Consider the following 13113-nt stretch of genomic DNA (forward strand, 5'->3'; position numbering starts at 1 on the left):
TCATTCGGGCAGGTTCATATCAGCAGGAAATCATTCGGAGAGGAGGAAAAAAGCGAATTGTGTTTGGGAACACCTCATCACTCCCAAACGACAAAAGAGTAGTATAGCGACCCGCAGTCCTCAGGCATATGGGAAAAGAAGAGGACATGATGGGATCGCACCATTACACCAGGAGGTGAGACAGAAGAAGGAACAGACACCATCCCGGACAAAGGCTTTCGGAGGCCACAGTTCCCGGGATAAACATGGATTACCATCACTTCAGCCAATGGTTAATCAATACCTCATCCATGTGCCCTGATATGATATGCTGTATGCACCAGCCTTTGGGCACTTTTCTCCGTTCTCCTTTTCAAAGATCTCGGATTTGAATATGGTTCCAAAACATATTCGGCAGAGATTCTTATCAACCAAATACCAGATAGTTATTCAGTTTGGGAGCATTTCTGGTATGCAGCACAGACATCAAGGAGGAAAACATTCTATACCTGTCAGAAACAGAGGATGTAATGTGAAACACCTCTCGCGGAAGGCAGAAGACTATCTCGAGGCAATCTACCGGGTAACAAGCAGAAAAGGATATGCCCGGACAAAGGATGTCGCCCTCGAACTTGGAGTCAGGCCCTCAACCGTTGTTGAGATGTTTCGGAAACTCCATTCCTTTGGCCTGATTGAATACCGGAGGTACGAAGGGGTCGTTCTCCTGCCAGAAGGCGAGTCAATCGGCAGATCTGTCCATCTCCGCCATGAAACCCTCAAGGAGTTCCTCCTCCTCCTGAAAGTGCCCGAAACAGTTGCCGAGAAAGACGCCTGTTTCATGGAACACGAGCTGCATCCGGAAACAATCCAGCAGATCAGGGCACTTCTCGACTGCTTTGGTTCAGATACCGAGGCAGCGGAGACGCTGAAACGCCACCTGACAGCAGCACGGCTCTCCCGCACCTGAGGCAACCTTTTTCCTCTTATCCGCCTCATCACCAGATGTTCTGAATGGATCCGGATATCCTTCTCGTTGGTATCGTCCTTCTTACAACGATCGTCCTCTTTGTAAGCGACCGTGTCAGGATCGATCTCGTCGCAATCGGCGCAGCAATCGCCCTCGCATGGCTTGGCCTCATCACACCAGTGGAGGCAATATCAGGCTTTGCCTCAAATGCGGTAATGGCGATGGCATCGGTGATGATCCTCGGCTATGGGATCGAGAGGACCGGAATCACCTCCAGACTTGCCCGCTCGATCGTGAAGTATGCCGGAACAGAAGAGCGGCAGGTCAGCTCGACGATCGGGATCACTGTCGGCCTCCTATCCTCACTGATGCAGAATATCGGGGCTGCCGCCCTCTTCCTTCCGGCGATGAGGAGGATCAGTAAACAGACGAAGATCCCGGTATCGCGGCTGATGATGCCGATGGGATTTGCCGCAATACTCGGTGGAAGCATTACGATGATCGGATCCGGCCCCCTGATCGTCTTAAACGATCTCCTCAGCCAGTCAGGTGCAGAGCCCTTCGGCCTCTTCGCCGTCACCCCTATCGGCCTTGCCCTTTTGATCGCAGGGGTTGCACTCTTCGCCTTCTTCGGAAACACCCTCCTCCCGCAGAAGGAGGAGAAGCTTCCGGGCCCGACAATTGCCGAGATATGGGGGATCGATCACCCGGTGCGAACCTGCATACTCCCTCCAAAATCCTCCTTTGTCGGACAGACCCGTGAAGAAGCGTTCTTCAAGATCCGGTACGGACTCGATCTCCTCGCAGTCAGGACTTATAAGGATATCACGGTCGCCCCGTCACGCTCAACCCGTCTTGAACCTTCACAGGAGCTGGCATTCCTCGGATCTGAAGAGAATTTCCAGAAGTTTATCGAAGATTCAGGCTGCATCCCCACCATTGAAGACAGCAGGCTGAAAGAAATCCTGGATGGCGAGGGATTTGGGTTTGCAGAACTGACTGTCCGGCCAAAAGCTTCCATCATAGGAAAGACCCCGCGTGAGATCGGGTTTCGGCAGCGGTTCTCGATCGAGCCGATCCTCCATGTCAGTGGTGAGACCGAGAACCGGGTTGATTTCTCGGATATTCCACTTGCAGCCGGAGACACCATCATTGCTTTTGGCTCATGGGATACACTCAGGCTCCTTGCCGGAAACCGGGATCTGATCCTCCTCACCCATCCCGAAGGCGAGGAGATGCGGCATGGCAAAGGGACGCTCGCCGTGTTGATCTTCGCAGGAGCACTCGCCCTCACCATGACCGGGGTTCCCCTCTCGCTCGCACTCCTCACCGGTGCCGCAGCGATGGTGATCGCCGGTATCCTCTCGATCGACGAAGCGTACCGGGCCATTGAATGGAAGACGGTTGTCCTGATCGCAGGGCTTATCCCACTTGGGATCGCGATGGAAAAATCCGGGGCAGCCGCCCTCATCGCCGGATCCCTTACAGAAGCGCTCATCGGCACCCACCCGATTGTAATCCTCGCAGCAGTGGCGGTGCTTGCAACAGTGCTCTCCCTGATCATCTCGAATGTCGCCGCAACCGTCCTGCTGGTACCGCTTGTGATGATCACCGGTGCCGGGACCGGGATCGAGCCGACTGCCCTGGCACTCCTCGTGGCTGTCTGTGCCTCAAACTCCTTCATCCTCCCGACACATCAGGTGAATGCCCTCTTAATGGGTCCGGGTGGATACAGCACGAGGGACTATCTCAAAGCAGGCAGTGTAATGACAGTCATCTTCATCGCAATAGCCACAACACTCATTTACCTCCTCATCGCATAGAGCAGTTGAAGCCCTATGATCATCCAGCAGTTTTTCATTCCCGGCATCGCCCACAGCTCCTATATCGTTGCCGGGAACAAGGCATGTGCTGTCATTGATCCCTCACGGGATATTGGCAGGTACATCGAATATGCATCGCAGAATAGCCTGAAAATAACCCATATCCTCGAGACCCATCTGCACGCGGACTTCGTCTCGGGCCATCTCGATCTGGCAGATCTGACCGGTGCCACAATCTATGCACCAGAATCAGGGGACTGCGCTTTCCCGCATACCCCTGTTGCAGAAGGCGATGTAATCGATCTTGAAGACATCCGGTTTGCAGTGATCGACACCGCAGGCCATACGCCCGAACATATCGCCTACATCGCCACCGATCTCGCCCGCGGCGAGACACCTGTTGCCCTCTTTTCGGGCGACACACTCTTTGTCGGTGATGTCGGGAGGCCGGATCTCTTCCCCGGGATGGCAGAAGAGCTCGCATCTTCCCTCTATGACAATCTGCATACAAAGATCATGACCCTCCCCGACGAGGTCGAGGTCTATCCGGCGCACGGAATGGGGTCCCTCTGCGGGAGGGCGATGGCAGCAAAGCGTACGAGTACGATCGGGTACGAAAAAAAGTACAATTACGCCCTCCTGATTAAGACAAAAGAGGAGTTCATACGGGCACTCACCTCGGATATGCCCGCCGCACCAGACCATTTTGCCCGCTGTTCCGAGATTAACAGAAAGGGACCTGAGCTGATGCGAAACCTGAAAAGTCCCGCCCTGGTTGATCCAAAGACCTTCTCTGAGAAGATTAAAGGCGGCGCCCTTCTGCTGGATGTCCGGAGCTACCCGGCATTCTCTGGTATGCATATCCCAAAGACCTGGCATATCGATCTCTCTGGTAGCTTTGCCACTCAGGCGGGCTGGGTACTCCCACCGAATCAGGAGATTGTTCTGGTCCTCGAAGGAAAGCAGCAGGCAGAGGAAGCTGCCCTCCAGCTGAGGCGGGTCGGGTTCGATTCTGTATCCGGATTCCTCGAAGGCGGCATGCTCGCCTGGGGTACAGCGGCATTTCCGATCTCACGGGTGCCGGTGATCCCGCCAAAAGAGGCTGATATGCTCGTACAAAGTGGCAAGGCAACCCTAATCGATGTCCGCTCACAGGAGGAGTGGGATTTTGCCCATGCAGAACAGTCGATCCATATTCCCTGGCATGATCTCAGGACCCGTTTTACTGAGCTGAAGAGCGATCAGCACTACATTGTGATGTGCCGGGGCGGGCAGAGAGCGAGCATTGCCGCAAGCATCCTGAAAATGCACGGGATAGAGAGGGTTTTAAACCTTGGCGGCGGCTATACCGCATACAGCAGGGCCGGGTTTGCACCTGTTCCGTGAAGAACGAGACGTGAAAAGGGAGATGAAAGATGATCGAATGGCTTACAGCGGCGACGTGGTCGCCTTATATCGTCGGAGCGGGGATCGGTGTCCTGATATGGCTTACATTCCTCCTCTCCGACCGGCCTCTTGGGGCATCGACTGCCTATGCGAAGACCGCCGGGATGGTGGAGACGGCAATCTCACGTGAGAAAGCAGATTCAATGGCATACTACCAGAAGATCACACCGACTGTCGACTGGCAGTGGATTATTGTGATCGGTATTCTGATAGGGGGATTCATCTCCGCATCCCTCTCCGGCACCTTCTCCCTGCTGACGGTGCCGCCGCTCTTTGCAGGGGCATTTGGAACAGATGCCCTCTTCCGGGCAGCTGTTGCATTGGTCGGGGGCATCCTGATGGGGCTTGGCGCCCGATGGGCAGGCGGCTGCACCTCCGGCCACGGTATTTCCGGCACACTCCAGCTAGGTCTTGCCAGCTGGGTGGCGGTGATCTTCTTCTTCATCGGCGGCATCCTTGTCGCCGGGATGATCTATGGGTTTGCATTCCTGTGAGGGGACTTAACAATGGCATTTGATGAATTGAGATCCAATACAAAGGCCCAGGTACTTCTCGGGCTTATATTTGGGATCATCTTCGGCTTCCTCCTCCAGAAGGGAGGGGTGGCCAGCTATGATGTGATCCTCGGCCAGCTCCTCCTCACCGACTTCACGGTTGTGCAGATCATGATGACCGCGATCCTGGTCGGGATGATCGGCATATACATAATGAAGGCAGCAGGGTTTGTCCATCTCCACACAAAAGTCGGGTCAGTGGGTGCTACGGTTATCGGCGGCCTGATCTTCGGTGCCGGGTTTGCGGTCCTTGGGTACTGTCCCGGCACAGCAGGCGCTGCGGTCGGCTCCGGTGCCCTTGATGCACTCGTCGGGATGATCGGGATCGTGATAGGAGCAGGCATCTTCGCCCGGCTCTACCCCCGGCTGGACAGGAAAGTCCTGAACAGAGGTATCTTCCCGGCAGAAACAATACCGGAGCTGCTCGGTGTGCGGGCGGCATTTATCGTGCCGGTGGTTGCAGTGCTGATCGTGGCAGTGCTGTTTCTGCTCCGGATGATTGGGTTTTAAGATGCAGAGGTATGGGAGGAGATACACCATTATCCCTTCATTGCCGAACGCCTCTTTGGCGTCCTCAGGAAAAGAAACGATACGACCGTTGTATATCGGAGAGATATCCGGCTGAAGAGAAGATGGTTTATCTCATTCATTTCAGATAGAACATTCTATCAATAGTCTGGACCGGCCAAAAGCCGAAAAAAGATATTGAAGTGATTATTCGGTCGCGACCCGTACACAGTCCTCGATCGTCCCAAGCCGGGGGACAACCCCGCACATCGCCGGGAGATAGGAGAAGGCCTTCCCGGAATTGGTCATCACCGAGCCGAGCTTATCAGTTGCCGGGGAGACCACCATACAGGTATCTGCATAGACATGGGCACCTGATCTGTCGATTATGGTGACGAGATCGCGGTGCTCATTTATCATCTCCTGCGAGACGAAGATGAAGAATGGTTTTGTGACCTTCTTCCCTGACAGGAGATCTGCGACTGTTCTCAGTTCATCCTCCGAGAGATGGGGGCAGCCGACTGCAACCGCATTCACCTCGATATCCGAGAAGACTGCGTTCACGTCGGACACGGCGATCTCGATCTGCTCCTTCTCATCCACTGAGAACGACTGCTTGAAGAACGGCACCCGTGCCTCAGGGGTGATATCTTCAACATGGAAGAGCGCAACGGCACCGGTAGCCGCCATTGCAGCACCAAGCGCCTTTAAACGGTCACGGTTTGGACGCAGCCCCCGGAAGAACGGGACTGCGTTTCCAACTTCCTTTCCGGCAACATATCCAAGCGCCCCGTACTCTGCCGGGCCCCACTCCTTTGCGGCAGCCGGATCATCGAGGGAAACGATCACGTTCGGCAGGCGTTTCTTCATGATATGGAGGCCATATTCAGGAGTCTTCCCGATCAGTGCCGAGGCAAGGGCTGACGGCCCCCCTTCCCGGTTCGTCCGGGCACCAAGCACCGAGTTTGCATAGGCAACCGCAGATGACTCAGACCAGGCGAGGTGGTCACCATACTGCACAATCTGGTGATAGTAGGGTGTGCAGGTGCAGGTGAGGCGGATCCCAAGCCGCTTATAAGCAGTCAGGATCTCCTCCTGTTTCCCGGCAAATGCTGGATCGATCCCCATCTCGCTCCACTCCTCTCTTGGCATCCCGATCGGATTTAAAAATGCAGGAACCACCGCACGGGCATCAAGCCCTTCCAGCCATTCAAGACCCGCATCACCGATCGTCTTGTAGGATGCCCCGCTCACCTGTACGCTCGATACCGGGATCAGCCGCTCTGCACCGTATATCTTTCCAAGGGCGATTAAGATCTCAAGCATCACCCTCCGTGTCTCTCCATACTCTCCCGAAAGGATCTCTTCATCTGATCTGTCCAGCTCCATTATGCATCCCATCCTGCTCTGATATACTCATCTTCCCGCCCAAGCGGCATCGTTGCATCCACTCCGACCTTCACGTTCAGGCCATCTGCAATCCGGGACGGATCAAGTGACGAACCCCGGACGCCGGAGATCACCATGATATCACAATCGCCGCGGACACGGGTTGCAATTGCAAACTCAACATCCTCGGGATCATTGATCGCGATATCGAAATCGACGATCACCACATGCTTGAGCGAGGTGTGAGCGGCAAATGCTGCCATGATCGCATTCTTCCCGTCTCCTTCGGTCTGCTTCTCGATCTGGACGACCGCATGGAGGTATCCGGCTCCGCCCCGTGTCAGGAGGACATCTTTTACCTTCGTCACCCCGGCAACCGACTGGTAGATCCGGGGCTCATACGGTGCACCCATCAGGAGGCGGTGCTCAGCGCCAGCCGGAAGAATTCCGTGGTAGATCGGATCCTGTTTCGCTGCAATCCCGGTGATCTCGATCACCGGCTGGCTCCTGATCGGATCATATGTCCCGGTGATATCGACAAACGGCCCTTCCGGGGCACTCTCAGCGGTGAGATACCCTTCGAGGATGTACTCGGCATCAGGCACCCGGACGCCATTTGACAGCGTCTTCACCCGGATCTCCCCGCCAAGCAGTTCAGAGGCATAGGCAAGCTCTTTTCCGCTCGGCACCCTGGTGCAGGAGGCGAACGTCACCGCCGGATGGACACCGATTGCAATACCGATCGGGAGCTTCCCCCCGGCTGCATGAGCGGCCTTCATCAGCTGGTAGGTATGCCGCCCCTCGACGATCCGGGCAACAAGCCGATCCTTTCCGGCAACAAGCATCCGGTGGATGGAGGCATTCTCCACCCCGCCATATGAGGAGAAGACGATTCCGGCGGTGATATAGGCACCCGCATCTTTTGGGAAATGGGTCATCACCGGGATTGAACCGAGATCGGGTTCAGAGGTACCAAGCGTCCCGTCATCGATGACGCTCCCATCGTACCTGCACCCGGCAAGTTGCGGCACCATCCCCTTTTGATTCATCCCAAGAGCAAGCGCCAGGGTCTCCCTGTTGGCTGTGAGATTCATCACGCCCCGCCTGCCGCCACCGAGGTTTTTGAAGAGGAGCGGCATATCTGTTTCATATGCCATCTGTGCCGCTTCAAAAGTCGTCTCCACCTCCCCGTCTATTTCTTTCAGGAGAGCGGCTTCCCGCAATGTCTCGATAAATTCACGCATGATATCCACTCCACCGTGATCCGATTGTATGTTCGATCTTAAGGTGATCCAGTATACGTGAGACGATCATATCCGCCAGATCCTCGATTGTATTGGGTTTCTGGTAGAAAGGAGGGGATGCCGGAAGGATTGTCGCACCGGCATCATGGGCTGCAAGCATATTCTGGAGATGCACCCGTGAATACGGCGTCTCCCGCGGCACCAGGATCAGGGGCCGTCGCTCCTTCAGGCAGACATCGGCGGCTCTCCCGATCAGCGTATCCGAGATGCCATGTGCGATCTCTGCAAGAGACTTCATCGAGCAGGGCACAACCACCATCCCGTCAAACCGGAATGATCCGCTCGCGATTGTTGCTGCCAGATCAGAATTTCCCTCACGAATCACTGAGAAATCCGAGAACGAGACCTCCTCGAGATCAGCAATTGTCTCTGCCGTTTCGCTCATCACAAGGTGCACACGGCACTGCTTCTGAAGCTCGGTCAACAGCCGTTCCGCATAGATCATTCCGCTTGCGCCGGTCACCCCGACAACCAGTTCTTTCATCTTATCTCTCCCCTCCTTCATCTGTATCTATTAGAAGCTTATCTTGTTTTGTTGCCGGACGGATCGAGAGCACCTCTGCTGCTGCCAGGGCAACCTCCTCTGCCAGCTCCTGCGGACAATAAACGCCAAGCCGCCACTGTGATCGCCGGATCTCATTCATCCCCCGGATTAAAGGCGATATCTCATCGAGCGAGACGATATCATGCCGGTTCCGAACCTGCACACACATCACCATCTCTGATGGAAATTTCGGGATATCCACGCAGACCTCGTGGGAACCAACACCGGCATGAGAAGCAATCTCTTCTGCCAGAGCAAATGAGGCACGAAGATCCGGTTGTGGAATCCGTGCCCGGTTGACCGAGCCTACACCGATATAGACGGCACGCTTGTAGAGGTTCCGTGTAAGAAGGCGCTTAATCATATCCCGTGTAACCCCGCTCTTTGATTCCCTGAAATGCTGGATGCATTCCGGATCATCCATCCCAACCAGCCTGTCTGGATCGCCTCCATGGGTGCAGTGATCCAGCGCAGCAATGAGGAACATCCGTTCGGCGATCCGTGAGACATGATGGTAGTAGACCGCAGGCCGCATCAGGGTCCTCGCCACAAGGAGTGATTCTGCCGCCTGCACACCGGAATCGTCCAGAATAAGTCCTGACTCCGTGAGCACCGTGCTCCTGATGATCCGGTGTGAATCGACCGCACCATAGGGAACCCCCGTGTAGTGGGCATCCCGGTTTAAGTAATCCATCCGGTCGACATCCAGCTCCCCATGAATCGCACCGGCAAGCGGATGATCTCCCCCGATCACGCGGGCAACTTCAGCTGGATCAAGGCCGAGGCTGGCAAGGGGGGGTGCGAGTGCTTCGTCCTCGAGCAGATGAGCCACGCTATCATGTCCATGGTGCAAAAAAGCCTCCATCACCGGCTCTGTCGCATGGGAGAACGGGCCGTGGCCGATATCGTGGAGGAGGGCAGATGCACGGAGGAGGAGCGAGTCATCCGGATCGAGGGAGAGATGTCTGCAGAGGCGGGTTGCCAGATGCATCGTCCCAAGAGCATGCTCGAACCGGGAATGGTTTGCACCTGGATAGACCAGAAAGGAGAAACCGAGCTGGCGGACCATCCGGAGCCTTTGCATGGCGGGCGTATCGAGGAGGAAGCGGATCGAATCATCCACCTCGATATCCCCGTGAACCGGATCCTTGATCATCTTTGCCCTGGCGGTACGGGATGGCGATACCCCTCGATGATGCATAACGAGATCTATGAGGCACGAGAGGTATTATATACCCCTCCCCGCCATCCGCCGGCTGGCACCCGGATCTGGAAGCCAGCACCTCCAAGGGTGCCCGGAGCAGCTTCGATCCCAATACCGGTGATCGAGAGGATCTCGCTGATAAGGAAGAGGCCGAGGCCGGTGCCCCTGCCCGCCCCGTACTCGAAGAGGTGAGGCTGTAATGCGGGCTCGATCCCATCCCCGTCATCTTCGAGAAGGATCAAGAGGTCGCCATCCTCCTCATGGCAGGAGACACGGAACCGGGATACCGAGTCGCCGCCGTACTTGCCGGTGTTATCGACGAGGTTGTATACGACCTTCTCAAGGAGGGGATCGGCATAGATCTCATATACCGGCACCTCGTTCAGAAGGGTGATCCCATCCGGGTTCCTGGCATCAAAACCCCGGTTGATCACCTCCCTGAGATCCTGCCAGGCCGGACCATGCACCCCGACCTTCTGGTAATCCTGGGTGAATCTGGAGATCCTGTGGATCCGCTCGATCGTTGCTTCAAGGCCTGCACAATACTCGGATCCTATCGGATCGGTGATCAGATCCTTCATCAGCTCCGTGTATGCCGAGAGCCCCATGAGCTGGTTGAAGATATCATGCCGGGTTAAGCTCTGAAGGAGGTTGAGCTTCTCATTTGACCGGGAGAGTGCCTCCTCCATCTCCCGCCTGCGGGTGATATCAAAGATCGATGCCTCGATGATTGAGGTGCCTGCCTCTCCAATCCTGTGCTTGATCACCTCATGCACCCACCGCAGGCTACCGTCCCGGTGAATAATCCGGTAATCTGCACTGAACCGGTCGCCTGGCGAGGCGTAGAGATGATCGTACCGGCTCATGATATCCGGTGCATCGGCAGGATGGATAAGTGATGACCATGAGGGGTTGCCAGAACCGATCTCGTCAGGCCGGTACCCGGTGATCTCGGTAACTGCACCATGGAGGAAGACCGGCTCCCCTTCGACAAAACGGTAGACGATTCCATGGAAATGCTGGAGGAACGAGCGGTGCATCTCCTCGCTCTCGGCAAGCCTCCGCTCCGCTTCCTTTCTGAGGGAGATATCCCGGATCATGGCGATATAGCCGTTCCCGTCCGGCGTGGCAACAGGTGCAACCGTGACATCTGCCCAGAAGACGCTGCCGCCATTCCTGATGTACCGCTTCTCCAACCGGTAAATCGGCACCTTGCCCTGCATCAGATCAAAAAGGCCCCGTTCATTTCCGGGAATATCATCCGGGTGGGTCAGATCCTTAAATGAGAGGAAAAGAAGCTCAGAACGCGAGTATCCTATCATGCGTGAGAACGCAGGATTTGCTTCGACGATCATGTAATCGGGACCGGTGAGCACCATCCCAAGGGGGCTGTGTTCAAAGATACCCCGAAACCGGTTTTCGCTTGCAACAAGGGCCTGGTGATCGGAATTCCGCTTGATTGCAGCTGCGATGATCCGGCCTGCGATCTCAAGCGCCTGGATCTCAGGCTGGCTCCAGATTCGTTCATACCGGCATTCATCAAATCCGATGAACCCGGACACCCTTCCCTTGACGTTGATTGGTACAAAGAGAATCGATTGCGTATCCGGAGATGCCTGCCTGACCATTTCGCCAAAGGTTCCGAGATCCCGAAGCGATCCTGCGATCGTCTCTCCGCAGAGAAGGAGTGGGAGACCTTCTGTGTACCTGCCGCCATCAAGATAGTAGGGTTTGCCAGCGTCAATGCCCCCGGCATTCCACTCGCCCTTCAGCCAGGCACTCGGGATATCACCTCTCCAGTCAATCATATAGAGATATGCACGAGAGGCATCAGCCGCCTCCCCGAGCCTTCTGATCACGGTATGTATCCGGCTCTCCCAGTCTCCTTTCGAGAGAAAACCGGACGCTGTATACCCGACCGCTTCAAGGATGCGATCACGGGATATAATCTCCTTTTCACGCTCGATCGAATCGGTTACATCCCGGCCGATACCCTCGATGATCAGATCGCCGGTTTTTGGATCTGCGAGTGTGGCGTTCTTCGTCTCGATCACCCGGATCGATCCATCCTTTGCGGTCAGGTGAAGAGTGCAGGCACACTCCCCATCTTTGCATGCAATCTCTTTGAAAAAGCTGCGATCATCCTCCGGGAGGATACGGATAAGCAATGAGGGATCATCGGCAAATTCATCAGGGGTGTAACCGAGGATAATGCGTACAGATCCCGAGATAAAGAGCACCTCTGGATCGCCTCCGCGCGGCACCCGGAATCTATAGACGAGATCCTCGGTTTTTTCAGCAAAGAACGTAAGACATGGAGCGGGACATCCATCCATAATAGCAGGATTCCTATCATGGATGATTGTCATGTAAAATGAAAAACCTGCCTATCCGGGATCATCCGCAAAAGCTCTTTTGTTCTGAAGAAGAGATCATCAGTATGATTACTCTCCTCTCGGGGGGCACCGGAACCCCGAAGCTGATCCGGGGCATGCGCCAGGTGCTCCATGACTCCGATCTCGCGGTTATCGTCAACACCGCAGAGGATATGTGGGTATCGGGAAACCACCTCTCCCCTGATATCGATACCGTGCTGTACCTCTTTGCAGGCATCTTAAACACTGAGACCTGGTGGGGGATCCGGGGGGATAGTTTTGAGACGAACCGGTACCTGGAGCGGATCGGGATGCCCGAGTCGATCGCAATCGGCGACCGGGACCGGGGGATACATATCGCACGCGGCAATCTCCTCAGAGAGGGAAAAACCCTCACCGAAGCAACCGCAAAGATTGGTTCAGCCCTTGGTGTCGAAGCAACTGTTATCCCGATGTGCGATTCTCCGGTTACAACCTATGTGGCAACAGAGAACGGCCCCATGCATTTCCAGGAGTACTGGGTCACCCACCGGGGCAATGTCGAAATAACGGGGATCATCCGGGAATATGATACGCCGCCGGTTGCAACCGATGCTGTTCTCGATTTGATCGAAAGGAGCGATGCGGTGATCATCGGCCCCTCAAACCCGGTGACAAGCATCGGCCCGATCCTGGAATGTGCGGGTGTGCGGGAGGCGCTTATGGATGCATATGTCATTGCAATCAGCCCCTTTATCGGGAGCAGGCCCGTATCGGGTCCGGCCGCAGCACTGATGAAAGCCTGGGGGAGGAGTCCGGATTCAAATGGGACACGGGAGGCATACGGGGATATCGTCGATCTCTTTGTACAGGATATTGATGACGGGATTGAGTGCGAGGGGAGTCTCCGGCTGAAGACGATGATGACCGGGCCACGGGAGAGCGAATCCCTTGCCTGGGATATCCTTTCGATTGTAGAGGGACAGAGACAGAGGATTGCGGGAGAGCAGCCAAAGAGGTAATTATATACCCACCATCAGAC

General features: G+C 55.6%; 11 protein-coding genes. 6 read left to right on the plus strand and 5 right to left on the minus strand.

The genetic code is table 11. The annotated features are described in order from the left end of the window. Nucleotides 1-511 precede the first annotated feature (511 nt). Genes FTO68_RS00165 through FTO68_RS00185 form a run of 5 tightly spaced genes read left to right on the plus strand, consistent with a single transcriptional unit; the run spans nucleotide 512 to nucleotide 5279 of the window. The gene (locus FTO68_RS00165) at nucleotides 512-946 is read left to right on the plus strand and encodes a metal-dependent transcriptional regulator (RefSeq protein ID WP_255331326.1); all 435 of its coding nucleotides are present in this window, start codon (nucleotides 512-514) and stop codon (nucleotides 944-946) included. A gap of 44 nt (nucleotides 947-990) precedes the next feature. After that, nucleotides 991-2769, plus strand: a complete 1779-nt coding sequence (locus FTO68_RS00170; protein ID WP_255331327.1) for an SLC13 family permease — start codon at nucleotides 991-993, stop codon at nucleotides 2767-2769. 15 nt (nucleotides 2770-2784) lie between these two features. After that, nucleotides 2785-4155 carry an MBL fold metallo-hydrolase gene (locus FTO68_RS00175; RefSeq protein WP_255331328.1) on the plus strand — a complete coding sequence of 457 codons (1371 nt, stop codon included), beginning with the start codon at nucleotides 2785-2787 and terminating at the stop codon, nucleotides 4153-4155. 29 nt (nucleotides 4156-4184) lie between these two features. Beyond that, nucleotides 4185-4709, plus strand: coding sequence for a YeeE/YedE thiosulfate transporter family protein (locus FTO68_RS00180; RefSeq protein WP_255331329.1), 525 nt, complete (start codon nucleotides 4185-4187; stop codon nucleotides 4707-4709). A gap of 12 nt (nucleotides 4710-4721) precedes the next feature. Further along, nucleotides 4722-5279 (plus strand): DUF6691 family protein, encoded by a 558-nt coding sequence (locus tag FTO68_RS00185; RefSeq protein ID WP_255331330.1) that lies wholly within the window; start codon nucleotides 4722-4724, stop codon nucleotides 5277-5279. Nucleotides 5280-5483: 204 nt separating this feature from the next. On the opposite strand, the gene FTO68_RS00190 is transcribed toward FTO68_RS00185, so the two are convergent. The 5 genes from FTO68_RS00190 to FTO68_RS00210 are packed head-to-tail and all read right to left on the minus strand — an operon-like array spanning nucleotide 5484 to nucleotide 12086. Then, entirely contained in the window at nucleotides 5484-6665 is a 1182-nt protein-coding gene (locus FTO68_RS00190; protein WP_255331331.1) for an aconitase X, read from the minus strand. After that, nucleotides 6665-7909 carry a UbiD family decarboxylase gene (locus tag FTO68_RS00195; protein ID WP_255331332.1) on the minus strand — a complete coding sequence of 415 codons (1245 nt, stop codon included), beginning with the start codon at nucleotides 7907-7909 and terminating at the stop codon, nucleotides 6665-6667. The genes FTO68_RS00190 and FTO68_RS00195 overlap by 1 nt, the downstream gene beginning before the upstream one ends. Next, nucleotides 7902-8453 (minus strand): UbiX family flavin prenyltransferase, encoded by a 552-nt coding sequence (locus FTO68_RS00200; RefSeq protein WP_255331333.1) that lies wholly within the window; start codon nucleotides 8451-8453, stop codon nucleotides 7902-7904. The genes FTO68_RS00195 and FTO68_RS00200 overlap by 8 nt, the downstream gene beginning before the upstream one ends. 1 nt (nucleotide 8454) lies before the next feature. Next, nucleotides 8455-9714, minus strand: a complete 1260-nt coding sequence (locus tag FTO68_RS00205) for an HD domain-containing protein (RefSeq protein ID WP_255331334.1) — start codon at nucleotides 9712-9714, stop codon at nucleotides 8455-8457. Between the two features lie 8 nt (nucleotides 9715-9722). Continuing rightward, nucleotides 9723-12086 (minus strand): PAS domain S-box protein, encoded by a 2364-nt coding sequence (locus FTO68_RS00210; RefSeq protein WP_255331335.1) that lies wholly within the window; start codon nucleotides 12084-12086, stop codon nucleotides 9723-9725. Nucleotides 12087-12157: 71 nt separating this feature from the next. Here FTO68_RS00210 and cofD point away from each other — a divergent pair, with 71 nt between their 5' ends. Next, entirely contained in the window at nucleotides 12158-13093 is a 936-nt protein-coding gene (gene cofD, locus FTO68_RS00215; RefSeq protein WP_255331464.1) for a 2-phospho-L-lactate transferase, read from the plus strand. Nucleotides 13094-13113 lie beyond the last annotated feature (20 nt).

It is taken from the genome of Methanocalculus taiwanensis, assembly GCF_024372745.1.
In the GTDB taxonomy this organism is placed as follows: domain Archaea; phylum Halobacteriota; class Methanomicrobia; order Methanomicrobiales; family Methanocorpusculaceae; genus Methanocalculus; species Methanocalculus taiwanensis.